Annotated in this window: 14 protein-coding genes and 2 pseudogenes; 12 read left to right on the top strand and 4 right to left on the bottom strand. The window is 51.0% G+C overall.

Annotation, left to right across the window (positions count from 1 at the left end):
* From ACN0RL_RS18940 to ACN0RL_RS18955, 4 genes and pseudogenes are all read left to right on the top strand, one after another.
* Positions 1–354 (top strand): annotated as a pseudogene (locus tag ACN0RL_RS18940) (IS3 family transposase); the annotation flags it as partial.
* Positions 336–719 (top strand): annotated as a pseudogene (locus ACN0RL_RS18945) (IS5 family transposase); the annotation flags it as partial. The pseudogenes ACN0RL_RS18940 and ACN0RL_RS18945, both read left to right, overlap by 19 nt.
* Positions 720–831: 112 nt before the next feature.
* Entirely contained in the window at positions 832–2298 is a 1467-nt protein-coding gene (locus tag ACN0RL_RS18950; RefSeq protein ID WP_417519678.1) for an exopolysaccharide biosynthesis polyprenyl glycosylphosphotransferase, read from the top strand.
* Between the two features lie 322 nt (positions 2299–2620).
* Complete coding sequence (locus ACN0RL_RS18955) at positions 2621–4045, top strand: mannose-1-phosphate guanylyltransferase/mannose-6-phosphate isomerase (protein ID WP_417260799.1); 1425 nt, start codon at positions 2621–2623, stop codon at positions 4043–4045.
* Between the two features lie 179 nt (positions 4046–4224).
* Here the strand turns inward: ACN0RL_RS18955 and fcl are convergent, their stop codons facing one another.
* The 4 genes from fcl to ACN0RL_RS18975 form a co-directional block, all read right to left on the bottom strand.
* A complete protein-coding gene (gene fcl / locus ACN0RL_RS18960; protein WP_417260800.1) occupies positions 4225–5178 on the bottom strand; it encodes a GDP-L-fucose synthase in 954 nt (317 codons plus the stop codon).
* A gap of 334 nt (positions 5179–5512) precedes the next feature.
* A complete protein-coding gene (locus ACN0RL_RS18965; protein WP_417519680.1) occupies positions 5513–6727 on the bottom strand; it encodes a DegT/DnrJ/EryC1/StrS family aminotransferase in 1215 nt (404 codons plus the stop codon).
* Positions 6727–7491, bottom strand: coding sequence for a cytidylyltransferase domain-containing protein (locus ACN0RL_RS18970; protein WP_417260811.1), 765 nt, complete (start codon positions 7489–7491; stop codon positions 6727–6729). The genes ACN0RL_RS18965 and ACN0RL_RS18970 overlap by 1 nt, the downstream gene beginning before the upstream one ends.
* Before the next feature lie 136 nt (positions 7492–7627).
* A complete protein-coding gene (locus tag ACN0RL_RS18975) occupies positions 7628–9160 on the bottom strand; it encodes a lipid II flippase MurJ (RefSeq protein WP_417260802.1) in 1533 nt (510 codons plus the stop codon).
* 412 nt (positions 9161–9572) lie between these two features.
* Between ACN0RL_RS18975 and pseB the strand changes: the two genes are divergently transcribed.
* From pseB to ACN0RL_RS19015, 8 genes are all read left to right on the top strand, one after another.
* The gene (gene pseB, locus ACN0RL_RS18980; protein WP_417519688.1) at positions 9573–10601 is read left to right on the top strand and encodes a UDP-N-acetylglucosamine 4,6-dehydratase (inverting); all 1029 of its coding nucleotides are present in this window, start codon (positions 9573–9575) and stop codon (positions 10599–10601) included.
* Complete coding sequence (locus tag ACN0RL_RS18985; protein ID WP_417519682.1) at positions 10570–11550, top strand: SDR family oxidoreductase; 981 nt, start codon at positions 10570–10572, stop codon at positions 11548–11550. The genes pseB and ACN0RL_RS18985 overlap by 32 nt, the downstream gene beginning before the upstream one ends.
* Positions 11540–12241, top strand: a complete 702-nt coding sequence (locus tag ACN0RL_RS18990) for a PIG-L deacetylase family protein (RefSeq protein ID WP_417260805.1) — start codon at positions 11540–11542, stop codon at positions 12239–12241. The genes ACN0RL_RS18985 and ACN0RL_RS18990 overlap by 11 nt, the downstream gene beginning before the upstream one ends.
* Before the next feature lie 284 nt (positions 12242–12525).
* Positions 12526–13290, top strand: coding sequence for a hypothetical protein (locus tag ACN0RL_RS18995; protein WP_417260806.1), 765 nt, complete (start codon positions 12526–12528; stop codon positions 13288–13290).
* On the top strand, positions 13290–14225 hold the full coding sequence (locus ACN0RL_RS19000) for an aldo/keto reductase (protein WP_417260807.1): 936 nt from the start codon (positions 13290–13292) through the stop codon (positions 14223–14225). Before ACN0RL_RS18995 ends, ACN0RL_RS19000 begins: the two co-directional genes overlap by 1 nt.
* Positions 14226–14354: 129 nt before the next feature.
* Positions 14355–15422, top strand: a complete 1068-nt coding sequence (locus ACN0RL_RS19005; RefSeq protein WP_417260808.1) for an N-acetylneuraminate synthase family protein — start codon at positions 14355–14357, stop codon at positions 15420–15422.
* Positions 15419–16102, top strand: a complete 684-nt coding sequence (locus ACN0RL_RS19010; RefSeq protein WP_417260809.1) for a WbqC family protein — start codon at positions 15419–15421, stop codon at positions 16100–16102. The genes ACN0RL_RS19005 and ACN0RL_RS19010 overlap by 4 nt, the downstream gene beginning before the upstream one ends.
* A gap of 4 nt (positions 16103–16106) precedes the next feature.
* Entirely contained in the window at positions 16107–16778 is a 672-nt protein-coding gene (locus ACN0RL_RS19015) for a class I SAM-dependent methyltransferase (RefSeq protein ID WP_417519686.1), read from the top strand.
* Positions 16779–16975 lie beyond the last annotated feature (197 nt).

Here is a 16975-nt window from a genome sequence, read left to right on the forward strand (position 1 = left end):
AGGCCTGTCTGGAAGCGCAAGCTGGTCGACGGGATGTTGGTGGAATGGGGAATATCCATCAGGCGGGCCTGCAAGATTTTACCGTTTGACACATCGACCTATCATTACAAATCCCGTCGGACGGATCAGGCCGCTGTCGAAAGACGAATCAAGGAGATTTGCGAAGCGCGTGTTCGTTATGGCTATCGGCGTGTTCACGTCCTGTTGCGCCGGGAAGGCTGGGTGATCAACATGAAAAAAACGCGTCGGATTTACAAAGAGTTGGGTCTGCAACTCAGAAACAAGCATCCCAAGCGGCGGGTCAAGGCCAAGCGGCGCGAGGACCGGCAGATTGCAGTTGGACCAAACGACATGTAGATGTCCTCGGTCGCCCGGTGCGCCTTGCGATCAGTGGCGGACAACTCCACGACAGCAAGATGATTGACTGCTTCCTGAATTGGTCAAAACCACCATTGGCCATTGTCGCCGACAAGGCCTATGGTAGTGCACGTATCCGTCGGGAGATAGAGGATGAAGGTGCCTTGCCGGTGACCCGCGCCAAGGCAAATGCCAAAAATCCGATCCCTCATGATGCTGGTCTTTACGCCAAACGCAATCTTGTTGAACGTTTCTTCTGTCGCATGAAGGATATGAGGCGGTTGACTATCCGATACGAAAAGTGCGCAGAAAACTTCCTCAATATGGTCAGACTGTTCGCAATCAGATGTTGGGCCAATTGAGTCCAGACCCTAGTTAGAAATTGTGATAGGTGAGTAGATATGCAAATATATCTTTGAAATTCTTTATTTTATGAGTTTCCAATATTTTATCCGTAATTTTCCGGTGTAGAGGGTGTTTTTGAAAGAAAAATTGAAGTTCACTCATTCTATCAACACCTACGGTAGAAAAAGAGTGTTTGTTCGAGATGTAATTGCGATAGGAGATGTTGCCGTATTTTTAATTTCGGCATCTATCGCATCTTTCTTTCGGTTCGACACTTTTGTCGTTCCTGATATTTTATTTTTCCCTCTAATTTTTGTTTCGGTTTTTTATTTCGTATTTATGATTGCGATGAGAGCGTATACTAGTCTGGATTTTAGTGTTCTCAGGTTTGGTGTCGTTCGACTGGCGGTATCATTGGCATTTGCATACGGACTATTCTTTTCATTGTCTTACTTTACAAAATCGTCAAGTGAAATTTCACGTTTATGGATGGGATACAATTTCGTTTCGTGTCTTGTTCTTTTTACATCTTACCGACTAGTATTTGGATATATTTTATATAAAACTGGCGCGGTTGCGAAATTACGTCCAGCATTTGCGGTTATCTACAGCTCTTCGTGCAGGAATGTGATGGATGCGATTAGCACTGCGAAGGACACGCATCGCATCAATGTCATGAAATGCATTGAATTGCCGGAGTTGAATGCTGATTCCTATACGGAAGCTCAAGTTGAAGCCGAGATGGCTTTGCTTAGAAGCTCTGCGCCGGATGTGTTGATTCTTGCTCTTTCCGAGGAAGATCGCAGAAGATTTTCAGCATTACTGCCCTTAATTTCTGCGATGCCGTCGGAAATTTTGGAGTTTTCTGAGTTTACGACCAATAGCCTGAAAACTGAACGTGACAAAATAAACATGAGTTCCGGCCACCCAAGTGAATGGGTGGTTGTAGCTGGATTGCCGTTTGTCCGAAGTGCAACGCAACCCCTTTCTGGACGGGGATGGTGGATCAAGCGCCTTGAAGATATTGTTTTAGGGGTGTTTTTAATTGCTCTGTTTTTGCCTGTTATGATTTTTGCTGCCGTGGGGGTTAAGCTTACAAGTCGGGGACCGGTCCTGTATCGTCAACAGCGTCATGGCTTCAATGGCAAGGAAATCGGGGTCCTTAAATTCCGCTCAATGTATGCTGAATGTTGTGATCCCGATGCTTCTGGTGAGTTATCCCAAGTAAAAAGGGGGGACACTCGTGTGACAAGGTTTGGCTTGCTCCTTCGGCGGACGAGTCTGGACGAATTGCCGCAGCTGTTCAATGTCTTGAAGGGGGAGATGTCTCTTGTTGGGCCTCGCCCGCATGCAACCAATCAGTATGATCTTTATCAGGGAAAGGTTGATACGTATTTCTCTCGGCATCGCGTGCGGCCGGGGATTACAGGCTGGGCGCAAGTTAATGGTTGGCGCGGAGAGACTGATACCGACGAAAAAATTCGCCAGCGGATTGCATGTGATCTGTACTACATTCGGCATTGGTCGATCTGGTTTGATCTCCGCATTCTGTTTTTAACTCTATTGTCCGGATTTGCGAACAAAAACGCTTTTTGATGTCCGCTGTGCTTGGGGTGGGTAACACAATCACTGCCTCAGCCTTTTCAGGTGGAAGGCGAGCACCGACTCTCGCGGCTAAAAAACTTTCGCACATGGACAGAGAGATACTTCGATCTGCGAACTGATACGGATGTTAAGCGGACAATTTCTGTATGAGGGGTGAGCGCCTTTTTCGGCAGATATTCGGGAAAAGGCAGAGTTTCTTCTCAATTTTAGGCCGGTGCCGACAATAGGGGATTTTGTTTGTTAAAGGCTACCCTAATGTTTATGAAATATATAGGATTTCCCCCGCAGTGACTTTTTTCGGATTGACTTAAGTATGCCCGCCCCAAATATTCTGCCTGTTATTTTGTGCGGCGGGGACGGGACCCGCCTTTGGCCGCTATCGCGACAAGGCTTTCCTAAACAATTTTTGCCGTTGTTTGGCAACAGGTCATTGTTGGAATTGACGCTGGAACGATTGGCTGCATTCGGTCAGCTACAAGCTATAGCAGGTGAGCAGCATCGTTTTCTGATCAATGAGGCATCAGAGCGTGCGGGTGTTCCGATTAATCAGATATTGGAGCCTTGCGGGCGAGATACGGCTGCTGCGATGGCGTTAGCGGCCTTGCGTGCTGATCCTGCGGTAGACCTGCTGCTGTTTTGTCCTGCAGACCACTATATTCCCGAGACAGACAAATTTCTTGATATGGTTCGTGGTGCAACGGACGTTGCGTTGAGTGGAAATATTGTCACCTTTGGTGTTGAGCCCAGCGTTCCAAGTACATCCTTTGGGTATATCGAGCTTGGAGAATGCCTGTCGGACGGGGCATGGCGCGGCATGCGGTTTTGGGAAAAGCCAGACCGGCAAAGGGCGATGGAATTTACAATCTCCAAGAAATATCTTTGGAATTCGGGGATGTTTATGATGCGTCCCTCTGTTTTGCGGGAGGCATTGTCACGGCACGTTCCTGAAATGTTTGAGATTTGTAAACGTGCTGTTGCAAATGGCGAAACGGATGGGACGTTTTTCCGTCCTGGGCCGGAGTATCAGGACACAGAGGCAAAAAGCATCGACTATGCGGTAATGGAAAAAGAAGATCGCATCGCCGTTTTTCCATTTGCAGGGCATTGGTATGACATCGGGAGTTGGGATGCTATTTCTGAAGTGGCCGAGAAGCTTGAAGATGGAAACCTGGTGCTTGGCGGGGCTGAAAATATCAAACTTCTGAACACGCACAATACTCTGATCCATTCGTCTGAAGGGCGGGTGGCTGTTTTGATTGGTGTTCATGATTTGGTGATTGTTGACACTCCCGATGCTCTGCTGGTCGCGAAAAGGGATCAGGTTTCAAGTGTAAAATCGGCGGTTCAAGACCTTAAGACCGAAGGGTGGGAACAGGCTGTGTCCCATCGAAAAGTGGCCAGGCCCTGGGGAAGCTTCGAGAGCATCGAGAAGAAGAATAAATTTCAAGTGAAGCGTATTTCCGTCAAGCCGGGCGGGAAACTGTCGCTGCAAAGTCATCAATTAAGATCAGAGCACTGGGTGGTTGTGTCAGGAACGGCACATGTCTACCGCGGCGGTGAGGAATTTGAGCTCCAGGAAAATCAGTCGACTTATATTCCCCGCGGTGTTGTGCACCGTTTGCAAAACAGGGAAGATTGCGTTCTCGATATTATTGAAATCCAGACCGGCGATTATCTTGGCGAGGATGATATCAAGCGGTTTGAAGATATTTATGGGCGCGATAGTTCTTCGACTTGACCCAAACCAGCAACGAATAGGAATCCTGTCTGCGGGCGCAGGTACTTCAGGCATGATTGCGGCGATTTTTAACGCAGGGGTGGTTGCGGGTAATAGTTAATGAGTTATATCACTGCGCACAGTGATGTTTTGAAAGCTTTTTCCGTGTTTTCTAAGCACTTTCCTTGCGGTAAACGCCTTTAAAGTCGGGCTTCCTTAGCGTTTTCCAAAAACCAGCGGTAGGTTTGAGCCAATCCGTCGGCTAAAGCAATCTGGTGATGCCAGCCCAAAGCGTGCAATCGATCCAACCGCATCAACTTTCTTGGCGTTCCATCGGGTTTGCTGGGATCAAAGATCAGATCGCCCTGATAGCCCACCACATCCTTAACAGCATGTGCGAAAGTGGAAATTGTCAGTTCTTCGCCGCTACCTACGTTCACATGCTCTTCGCTAGAATAAGCTTTTACTAAGAAGACACAAGCATCCGCCATATCGTCTACATGCAAAAAATCCCGCAGCGGCGTTCCTGTTCCCCATACGTCGACCTGAGGTGTTTCGGTTTGCTTGGCTTCGTGGAACCGGCGCATCAAAGCCGCAGGAACGTGGCCGTTTTCGGGGTGAAAGTTGTCTCCCGGACCGTATAAGTTTGTCGGCATGGCGGAAATGAAGTCACGGCCGTACTGGCGGCGATAGGCTTGGCACAACTTAATGCCCGCGATCTTTGCAATGGCGTACCATTCGTTGGTTGGCTCCAACGGGCCTGTCAGGAGGGCCTCTTCGGGCATGGGTTGCGGCGCCAAGCGTGGGTAGATGCAAGAAGAGCCCAAGAACAAGAGCTTTTGAGTCCCGATCTGGTGGGCAGCATGGATAAGGTTGGCCTCGATCATCAGATTGCTATACAGAAAATCCACCGGCAGTATGTTATTGGCATTGATGCCACCAACCTTTGCGGCCGCCATGATAACCACGTCAGGTTTGTTGCAATCAATCCAAGCATTGACAGCCTTCTGATCGGTCAAATCCAGCTCATCCCGACCAACTGTGAGAACCGTGCAGTCTTCGCGTGCCAAGCGGCGAACAATTGCGCTGCCCACCATACCCCGATGTCCGGCGACAAAAACGCGCTTGCCATGTAAATCAAACACTGTGCTCATTGTTGGTTCTCCGCCAAGACCCGCCCAAAGGAAAAGCAGGGAATGGAAACATCGATCTGCTGCTCATGCAGCAGGGGTTGTATTTTCGTCGGGGCCGTGAAGGCATAATTCCGGAAGGTCGGTCATTTTCGGCATTCCGTCTATGTGATGCTCGATGGATCGGATCATTTGAGAAACAACCTGCAAAAAATGACCGCAGCTGTCTCGACCATGTGGTCATCAAAGAATAGCTCTATGGCTTGGAGAATCCGATCAATAGCTGCTAAATTTCCTTAGGGTAGACAAGCCCCATAGAAACGTATTGGGGCTTGTCTTGGTTCGTGACGCAGAAAAATTACGAAAATTGTTTGATGGTCTTGCGCAATATTTCAGCTTGTTGTTCGGCTTCATGCCAGTTCCAGTAGTTGGTTCTAAACTGGAAAATTTTCGGTTGCACCAATTCCGCGTTGGGGCACAGGCCTGGCGCAAAGCTCTGATAGGTGCCGGTGTATGCGGGGTGGGTGATCGGACAGCCGTTGGCAAACATCGGTTCCAGATAGCTGAGTTTCCATGCCGCATAGACGCCATCACCCCCATTGGCAAGGAACGCGTCGCGGAATTGATGCCACGTCACATCCGTGTGTTCCAATTTGGCAACAAAAGTCCAATAGCTGTTTGTATAGTCTTCGGGGGTTTTCTGCGGTACGAACCAGTTACATCCTGTAATGGCCTCCTTAAATAGGTGGCCGACATCAACGCGGCGCTGCACCAGTTCGTCGATCCGTTCCAGTTGGGCTAACACCACTGCCGCACAGAGTTCTGGCATCCTGTAGTTGAAGCCCGTCGAAACGTGGCGGGAATAATTGGGATCCTGAATATCGTTTTTGGTGATCTTACCCTTGCGCGACCCTACGCCGGCGTAGCCCAAGCTGTTGAAGCGTCGGATATTGTTGGCGAGCGTTTCGTCGTTCGTGACGATCATACCGCCTTCTCCAGCGGTCAGGTGTTTGGAACTTTGGAAGCTAAAGCTCGACATGTGGCCGACGGTGCCCATTTGACGGCCTTTATAGGTGTTGGTGATGGCTTCGGCATCGTCTTCGATCACCACAAGGTTATGGTCTTTGGCTATCTGCATGATTGCATCCATATCCGGCGATAAACCATAGAGCGCCACGGGAATAATGGCTTTGGTCCGCTCAGTGACCCGTTCGCGGATGCTTGCCGGATCGATTTGGAAGGTGTCTGGATCGACATCCGCAAAAACCGGCACTGCATGTGCCTGCAAAACGACAAAAGTCGTCGAGGACATGGTGAGTGGTGGTACGATCACTTCGTCGCCTGGGCCGACACCGGCTGCCTCCAAGGCGGCGTGCATCGTGCAGGTGCCGTTCATGAAGGAAATGCCAAATTCCATTCCGAGCTGCTCGGCAAAAGCCTTTTCGAGGCGGGTGCAGAACTCTGATCCTTTCGATGTTTCAAACCCATAATCCAAGCACTGCAACAAGTAGCGACGTTCCAAATCAGAGACACGTTCAATGATGCGCTTTTCAGGGGGGGGATAGGAAAACATCAGTTATCACCTATTTCTGTACGGTAAAGGGCGGAGCGTGCAACCTGTGAATTTAAAGTGGCAATTTCCGGTTTTTGTTCTAACAGGGCGAGAATTTTTTCCATGCTGGGCATGGGGTCATTTGGGAATTGTGCAAAAACTGCTTTAAAGAATGCCATATCCATGGCGGTGTCGAGGGTCCAGCGGCAAGCGGAGAGATCGGGCGCACCATGAAGGCTGTTACATCGAAATTGCTTTGGATGGTTGTACAAATAAGGTGTTACGTGCTCTCGCTCATATGCGTCGTCGCATGCATCGTCAGCGGCCAACAGCGCCCTAATGGCGACGATTTCGGTGTCTTGGCCTTCAGGCAGCCAGGGCGGCTGATTATTACATACGTAGTCCCAGCGCCCGCGTTCAGCCAGAAAGGCGCCAATCGTTGCATCCATCACCGCCGGGTCCTTAAGCGGGTCGTCAGCGGTCAGGCGCACGACTGCACCGGCCTCTCTTTCCTCTTTGGGTATGAGGGCCCGTACCGTTTGCGCATAACGGTTTAAAACATCATCTTCCGCGCCACGAAAAACCAAAACCCCAGCATTTTCCAAAGTGCGTTCCAGAACGTCATCGGCAGCTGCGGTCGATGTGGCAACAATGACCCTATCAATCAATCGGGCCGCCTTGGCCCGGTCGACTAGGTGCATGACGACCGGTTTTCCGACGAGATTCATTAAGGTTTTGCCTGGCAAGCGTGTCGATCCCATGCGGGCCTGAATAATAGCAGTCACTGTCAAAGTTATTTTGCCTTTAATGGATATTCATGGTTACCGAGGTTGCGCAAGTTACTCCTCCGTTATCTCGGTTTCAATAATAACCGGGAAGCTGTGTCGAAGAGATGAAACGGAGGGACCAGAACAAATGAGGTTATTCGGGTTGTCGCCGTAATAAACTGGCGAGCAAGGCCCTGTCCGCTGCTGGAAGGCCCCCAATCATAACAAATATGGCAAAATAACCACTAATGGCAGCTCCAACTGTCAGTGCCAGGACCGCGATCTCGGTCGACCCTACAGTTCCTGGGGTATAGCCGCTCCAAACTAAGCTGGCACTCATCACCAATGTTGCCAACAAGGAACGTACCAGGCTCAACCAGTGAAAAGAGATCCTAAAGTGTTTGCGGACCTTGACGAGGGCATAGGCAAACGCCGTTCCATAGGCGACCACCGAGACCGCAGCCGGCACTGTGACGTTAGGGAAAAAGGGCAGAATCGCAAGGTTGAGAGCGACGTTTCCTGCAAGCGCTATAAGGTTTGCCTTAAAAATAACGGACGTTTGACGGGTTACGAAGGCGACACTCGAAAGCAAGATAACAATGCCATAAAACACCATTCCCAACGCAATCAATGCCACAGCCCAACGTCCGGCTAATGCCATTTCAGGCATTGTCAGGGCCGCAACTACCGAAGGACCGACGACCAGGGCGCCTGCGGTAAACGGAATGGCGAGAACTAAAAATAGATGCAGGGCATGGGAAACGAGCTGTTCGGCCTGTTGAGGTTTTTTTTTATCCCACAAGCGGCACAGGGGCGGGGGCAAAACGGTGGCAAGGACTTTGGGAAAAAAAGCCAACAAGCCTGCTAAAGCGTATGAGGACTGGTACTGCCCTACCGCAGCTAAGGAGAGGAAAAGGCCGATCAGGTATCGATCTCCGAAGGCAACTAGGAAATCAACGACGAATTCTCCTGTCAGAGGGAGGCCAACGCGTGCATCCGCCCAAAATGTCGGCCAGTGAAACCGTGGCCAGCTTAAGCCGGTCTCTCGGAATACGCCCAGCACAAGTGTTGGCAGGGACAAAACCAGCAGCGAACTGCCTTGGAGAAGCAACAGCGTATCCAGACTAAGATCATGCCACCACAAAACGACACCGACAGTAGCGCCAATATGGATATAGATTTGTCCCACGGTCAGCAGGTTAAAAATGCCAAACCGCGAGGTGTATCGATAATAATCTGTGGCCTTTTCTTGAAGCGTTAATCCTAACAGCCACAGAACCAAATATCCGGGAGAGAAGGGAATGCTCTCTCCGAGCAACGCGAAAAAGGCAGGGCTAACAAGATAGAGCACCGTTGCAAAGGCAGCGGTTGAAAAAATGCGGAAGGTAAGCGGAGGCATCAGCAACGCGCCACGCTGACTTCCTTTGTCTGTTGCTGGAAGTTCGCGGCGGAATGTGTAGTTGGTGCCAAATGATGAAATTCCACCAAGAAATACAACGATCGATGATAGAAGGACGTACGCGCCAAAAACGGAATCGCCAGCTGTTTTGACGATGATGGGCATGATGATCAGGCCACGTAAGCTGACCAAAAATTGCGTAAGGCCTCCAAGCAAAATTTGTTTTGCTATAGATCGACCAACCGACATCATGCCTCCTGACATATACGCTTCAAGAATAAGTGCCATAGAATACCTTGCACTGAAAGCACCCGATAGCATGAGCGATGTCTACAAGAAAATGAACGTTCTGCCGATCATGTTTTGCTTTTTGAATTTGGGAGAATGATCGTTAAGAGTTGAGGTCAACCTCTTTACAGTACATTTTAGAGAAATTTTTCAGTATGGCCTATAGTCTAATCAGACAATCGGGCATAAATTGCAGCGTTTATGGAAATCTAGCTTAGGCCTTTCGATTGTAAACTGTGGCAGTTTGGCACCTAGGGTGGCAGAAAACGCGGTGCAGGAATACACATCTTCGAAGAGAATGGTATCTTCACGACTTGACGCCGTGTTGACCAAAGAGGGGATAGTCCCTCAATCAAGAAAGACAGCAAGTATGAGTGTAGGCAGGTTCACGGGTGAAAACACCGATTGGTCGATCTTCAACGGAAAATCGGTCTTAGTTACCGGTGGGACAGGATCATTTGGGCGGAAATTCGTTCGCACCTTGCTTGATCAAGCACTCCCGCGCCGTGTGGTCATTTTTTCCCGAGACGAGTTAAAGCAATATGAGATGGATCATGATTTCCAATCTCACCCGAATTATAGTTGTTTACGTTTTTTTATCGGCGATGTGCGCGATATAAACCGCCTTGTCATGGCGTTCCGGGATGTTGATATCGTTATCCACGCTGCGGCGCTGAAGCATGTACCGATTGCTGAAGCCAATCCATTCGAATGTATCCGAACTAACGTGGTTGGCGCTGAAAACGTGGTGACGGCCTGCCTGAAGACCGATGTGCAAAAAGTGGTTGCGCTGTCCACCGACAAGGCCGCAAGCCCGTTGAACCTTTATGGGGCGAGTAAACTGGCCTCCGATAAAATCTTTGTCGCTGGGAACAACATGTCTGGGGCCAACGGTCCGCGCTTCTGTGTGGTTCGTTATGGTAACGTGCTGGGATCGCGTGGCAGCGTCATCCCATTATTTCGCAAGATGATTAAGGATGGGGCGTCGGATCTGCCCATCACTGACGAACGGATGACCCGTTTCTGGATTACCCTAGCACAGGGCGTGTCCTTTGTGGTGTCGAGCCTCAGCCTTATGGACGGTGGAGAGATTTTTATCCCCAAGATTCCCAGTATGCAAATGGTTGATCTGACAGTGGCCTTAGCACCTGGGGTGCCGCGGCGGATCGTGGGAATCCGCCCTGGTGAGAAGTTGCACGAAGTGATGATCACCCAAGATGACGCTCGCAACACTTTTGAACTAAATGACCGGTTCATTATTGAGCCATCTCTCGTTTTCTGGGATCGCAGCCATGTCAAAACCAAAGGCGTTCCTGTTGCGGATGGATTCTATTACACCAGCGAGAACAATCCCGACACCCTAGACGCAGCTGGTTTGACGGGTATGTTGCGTGAGGCAGGGCTGTTCGATGAAGACGGTCAAAATGGCACGCACCGATAATCGCAATGCACCTGCTCCGGTTCTGCTAACCGGAGCAGGTGGTGCTTTGGGTCTTTATTTCTGTTCTGCTTGGGCCAAGAACGGATTGGCAGGGCGTCGTATCGTTCCTCTCGTCCGCGACGGCCGGCAACAGAAAGGCACGCTTGCGATGACAGGACATTATCTTGCGCCGGTCGAACACGTTGATCTTGCAGACCATGCGCAAACAGAAGCTTTGATTGTCCGTTTTCGGCCAAGCGTAATTATCCATTGTGCTGCTTTGGCCAATGTGGATCGTTGCGAGGATGATCTAGATAAGGCGTTTCGGGACAATGTGGAAGGCACAAGATCAATCGTCGACGCCTTGCAGTCCAATGCGCCAGACTGCCATTTGGTGCATATTTCTACCGATCAAGTGTATCGTGATGGTGGCGGATGCCGGGGAGAGATCGGCCCGGTTAACGTGTATGGATGGACCAAGTTGTGGAGCGAAGATATCGCCCGTCAGCATAAGGTTACGACGGTTCTCCGACTAAACTATGTGGGGCGGGGAACATCGGCACGCCCGGGATTGGTCGCTTGGCTGGTCGATAGCCTGCGCGCAGAAAAACCTGTCACGCTATTTCAAGATGTGCTCTTTAATCCCTGCCACGGAGCCTTGGTGCCGCAGGTAGTGGAACGTATGATCATGGCGCAGACTACAGGGACTTTTAACCTTGGGTCACGCGGTGGAGGACTGTCCAAAGCAGATTTCTTGCTGGGGGTGGCGCAAAAGCTCTGCTTGCCGACCCAAACCGCGAATCTTGGTCGATTGAGCGATTTGTCTTTAAAGGCGCCGCGCTCTTTAGACATGCGCATGGATGTTTCTGCAACGGAAACCGCCTTGGGAGAACAGCTACCTTCCCTTATGGAAACCCTTGAGATGTTGGTTGCTGAATGGCGAAAAGAGGAAGAGCATAATGCTTGGTGAAGAACGGGTTTTAGTGATTGCAGCCCATCCCGATGATGAAGTTCTCGGCTGTGGGGGGACGATGGCACGATACCGTGCCTTGGGATGTTCGGTCCGAGTGGTTTTTTTGGCCGAAGGAGTTACCGCCCGCTTCACACCTGAGCAGTTTGGCACCCCTGAAGTAATAGAAAAATCGGCACTGCGGAATGCCAACGCGGTCACGGCCATAGCGGCTTTGGGTGTCGATGCAGAGCAGGTCTTTTTGTCGGAGCGTCCCTGTTGCCGTCTTGATCAGGTCCCGCTTCTTGACCTCACAAAACAAATAGAATCTCATATTCGCGATTTTCACCCGACGCGCTTGTTTACCCATTCTGCAGATGATCCGAATGTTGATCATGGAGTTGCTCATCGCGCAGTCTTGCCGGCGGTGCGCCCTTTGAGTGGGCAAAGTCTGCGTGCCGTGTTTGCCTTTGAGGTTTTGTCGAGTACCGAATGGAACCCGTTAAAACCGTTTGCACCAACCGTCTTCCACGACATCACGGATCATATGGACCAGAAGGTTGCGGCGATGACTGCTTATGACGACGAGATGCATCCAGCACCACATCCGCGTTCTCCAGAAGTCATCCGCGCCTTGGGGCGTTTCCGTGGAGCACAAGCGGGTTTACCCTATGCTGAGGGTTTCGCGCTGATTCGCGGTATTAATTTGTAATGTCTTGGCCGCCGCTTCTTATCCGCTGCGATGCCGGTAGGGATCACGGTTTAGGGCACTTGATGCGCTGCTTGTCCTTGGCGGAATCCTTGCGCGCTGAGGGCGGGCCGGTTGCACAGTTCTTAATGCAAGCTCCTGACGACATTCGCCAAAGGGTAAGCGATGCCGGATTTTCGGTATTAGCAACGTCGTCAGTTGCTGGATCTGCGGGCCAAGACTGTTCACAGCTCGTGGCATGGTGTCAGAAAAATAGAGGCTCCCAAGACGCGAATCCGTGGGTCGTTATGGACGGAAAATATGCAGATCCATCGACTTTGGTTCCGTTGGGTGGTGTATCTAGGCTGATTTGTTATGATGACGCCCCATACCGCGATTTTCCCGCTGCCGTGATTATCAATGCCCAACCATGGACGGCCGAACAGGATTACCGGCCTCGCGTCAGGCGGCGGATTTTAGCTGGAGGCCGCTATAACGCTATTCATCCAGACTATTTTGCTGCTGCCGAAAAAAACGACCGGCAGGCTGTTTTGATCACGATGGGCGGGGAAGATCCAGCAAACGATACGGCTTGGATTGCCCGCACGATGCACGATATGCTGGCAAGCTATCGAGTTTTGGCTGTCATCGGACCAGTCCATCCGGATCGCACCGGGGCTGTTGCCGCCATTAGTCAGTATCTTCCGAAAGCAGAAATTACTCATGCACCACCGTCGTTAATTCCGGCTGCAGAATGCTCATTTTTGGCCCTTTCTGCGGGCGGGACGAGTTGCTGTGAACTTCAGGCAGCGGGCGTGGCCGTTGCGGCGTTGGCGGTTGAAGAACACCAAATTCCCTTTATCAAGGCGCTGGAGCATTTGGGTGGGGTTGTGCCCTTGGCCGGGCCTGCGCCTGTTTCCTATCCGCGCCCGGCAGAGCCTTCCAGGACCATCTTACGCCGCTTGTTGTCGGATGACGTGTGGCGCAATGAGCGTATTACCCGAGGAAGGGCGTTGTTTCCAGCCCCTGGAGGGCGGTATTTGGCCCAGTCTTTGATGGAGATTTTGCAGTAATGTCTGCAAGTGCCGAACGGCTGGTTTTAGGGACGGCTCAATTGGGATTGTCTTATGGGATCGCGAATCAAAGCGGGAAACCTGACCGAATAGCTGCAGTGCAGTTGGTTCACGCGGCGTTGGCAGCCGGTGTGCGTGTTTTGGACACAGCCCGGTGCTACGGAGATTCTGAAGACGTTCTTAAGGAGGCTCTATCCACTGCCAATCCACAAGTATCCCTGCGCCCGACAGTGATTACCAAGGTGAACACTCCTTTGGCCGAAGAAGCGGCCGTTATGGGCGATGCCGCGTTGGAACGGTTTGCCGAAGGCGGTGTGCGCGCGTCCTGTCGCGCATTGGGTGTTGATAGAGTACCTGTTCTGTTAATCCGTGAAGCGTGGCCCTTGAGGCATCCCAATGGGTTTTGGCGGACCTTATTGCGATTGCGCAAAGAGGGCGTGATTGGCACCTTAGGCTTGTCGGCCCAAGCGGCGGACGAAGCTGAACTCGCTGCGGAATGTGGTGACATCGGTCATCTGCAAATTCCGTTTAATATTCTAGACTATCGCTGGAAAGACAGCGCTGTTTTGGATCGTATCGCTGACCGCCCCGACCTAACCGTGCATGTTCGTTCGGTGTTTCTACAGGGGCTGTTGCTCGGCGGAAATCGGGTGTCTTGGCCCGCAGTAGCCAAAGGATGTGGTCCAGCTGTGCTGGCCGCCTTGGCCAAAGCGCAGCACGCGGTTGGACGTTCGTCTTTGGCGGACCTCTGTGTTGCGTATGTGTTAAGTTACCCACCGGTATCTGGGGTGGTGCTGGGAATGGAAACCACCGAGCAACTTCAGGAAAATCTTACTTTTGTGTCCCATCCTGCGCTGAGCATTGAAGAACGGCGCTGGGTCGATACCTTAATGCCCCAGGTGCCTGCCGCTTTGCTCAATCCCAGTTTGTGGTAAAAGAGCATTCCTGTATTCTATAGATAGGTGGTAAGCCCTTGGGCGAGCTGCTATGTACCCCGGTCAAATCGCCTGCGGGGTAAACCCTATGGCACAGATATAGCGTTACGAAGGAAAAGGTGGTGGCGTATGGCAGCGCAGATGAAGATTGGCTCACGTTTGATCGGAGATGATCATCCGGTTTTTGTGATGGCGGAAGCGGGAGCCAACCACAATGGCGAATTAGCGCTGGCAAAGGAGTTGGTGGATGTTGCCAAGGCGGCGGGTGCTGATTGCGTTAAGTTCCAGACGTTTACTGCTGCTGAATTCTGTGCCGACCGGACCAAGACCTTTACCTATTTCAGTCAAGGGAAAGAGGTTACCGAAAGCGAATACGAGATGTTTCGCCGTTTGGAGCTCTCCCGCGAGGAATGGGCCGAACTTATGGCCTACTGCGACCACCGCGACATCATGTTCCTGACTACAGTGCAAGACCCTGTTAATCTGGAAATGATGCAGGAGTTGGGGCTGCTGGCAATTAAAGTCGGATCAGACGATTTCGACCATTTGCCGAACCTTCGTGCCTTTGCAGCTACCGGTTTGCCGTTAATTATTTCCAAAGGCATGGCGGATGCCGAAGAAGTCGATAAAGTGGTCGGTGATTTGAAAAATCGCTCCACGAACCTTGGGGTTTTACACTGTGCATCGCTTTATCCTTCGGATCCCGAACATCTAAATTTGGCGCAGATTCCTGCGCTACGGCAGCGCCATCCCGATGTCGTCTGGGGCTTTTCAGACCATAGCCGTTCGACTGTGGCACCCGCCTTGGCGGTAGCCCTTGGGGCGCGGATCATTGAAAAGCACTTCACACTCAGTCATGACCACGCCGGTCCGGACCATTGGTTTTCGATGGATCCAAAAGAATTAACGGAAATGGTGGTGCACATTCGCTTTGCCGAGGCGGCGCAGGGTAGCGGCCTTATTGTGCCCAATGCTGAAGAAGAAAAAAGTCGAACCATTATGCGTCGGCGGATTGTCGCACGCTATGACCTGCCCGCAGGCACGGTTCTAGACGATAGTACAGTGACGTTTAAACGCGCCGAGCAGGGCTTATATGTAGGGGACTGGGACTCAGTTTGTGGGAGCACCTTGCGCACGGCCAAAGCGGTGGCTGAAGGGATTGACACCGAAGATTTGGAACCGGTGGATGGTAAATGATCGTTTCAATTCACCAACCAGCGTATTTGCCATGGTTGGGATATTTTGAAAAGATCAAGAAATCCGATCTTTTTCTTTATCTCGACACTGTGCAGTTCCAAAAGGGCAGCTTTCAGAATCGCAATAAGATCCGCACCAAAGAGGGATGGATCTGGCAAACGGTTCCGGTGCAAACAAAAGGCAAGCATTTTGAGCAGACCATTGCCGATGTGCCGATCAACAACCAGCTGCGCTGGCAATCCAAACATTGGGCGGCGATCACCCAAAATTACCGCAAAGCTCCCTTCGCTGCGAAGTGGCTGCCGCGTTTGGAGCCCTTTTACCATACACCCTATGATCGGTTGAGCGATCTGTGTTGGGATATGATGGTGGTATTCAATCAAGCTTTTGAGATTACCACGCCGATCCAAAAGACCTCGAAGCTGCCTTCTGTTGAGGGGACAAAGAGCGATCTCATTTTGAACCATTGTCAGGCGGTGAATGCCGACACCTATTTTTCCGGTTCCCAGGGACGTGGGTATTTGGATGAAGGTCCCTTTGCGCAGGCTGGTATCTCCGTGGTTTATCAGGATTACCAACACCCAAACTATGCTCAGACGTACCAAGGTTTTGAGCCCTATATGGGGGTTATCGACCTTTTAATGAACGAACCGCAGCCCGCAGATTTTTTGAGAGGATAGCAGGATGTCTTTTTCTCCAGAGTGGGAGGATCTCTATGCCACAGGTGCTCATCACAGCGTTTGGCCGTGGAGCGAACTGATATCGCTGATCATGCGCCATGCACGACCGCATCAGCGCGAAACACCGGCGCAGGTTTTGGAAATTGGCTGTGGTGTTGGGGCTAATATTCCACTGGTTCAATGGTTTGGAGGGATGTTTCATGGTGTGGATAACAGTGCTACCGCATTAGAAAGCATCCGGAAGCGGTATGGCGAGAAAGTGCAGTTGGCTCAAGCTGATTTTTGTGAAGACATCCCTTTTGAAGGTCCATTTGACCTCGTTATCGACCGGGCGTCGCTTACTCATAACCTGACAGCTGGTATAGAGCGCAGCTTGGACATGCTGGAAAAACGTTTGGCGCTAGGTGGCGTCTATGTAGGCATCCATTGGTTTTCGACTGATTGCGATGATTTTAAGCATGGAGAACCGACGGAAGATCCGTATGTGCGAAAAGGCTATACAAGTGGTGATTTTGTAGGCGTCGGTCAGGTCCACTTTTCTGATCAGGCCTGTTTAGAGCGGTTTTTTTCGCGGTACTCGATTGAGGTGATGGACCACGTGATCAGCGATACGATAAAACCGCATCCGCAGCGTTTGGGATGGTGGAATATCGTTGCCAGAAAGAAAGACTGCTAGAATCCATCTTGTCGGATGCCTGAGACAGGAAGGTTGCGAACGATTGGGGCGTTTTGTCGTCGCGCAGCGATCGGTGAACCTTGCTCTGCGCCCTTTAAACTGGATCGTTTTTAATTGGAGTTTTCCGCGCTAAATTTCTGGTTGGAAAAAGGAGCGGAAGATATGAAAGCATCGAATTTTTCGGACGCACAGAAGGC

Origin of the sequence: Marinobacter sp. (assembly GCF_048259445.1) — a bacterium.
In the GTDB taxonomy this organism is placed as follows: Bacteria; Pseudomonadota; Gammaproteobacteria; order Pseudomonadales; family Oleiphilaceae; genus Marinobacter.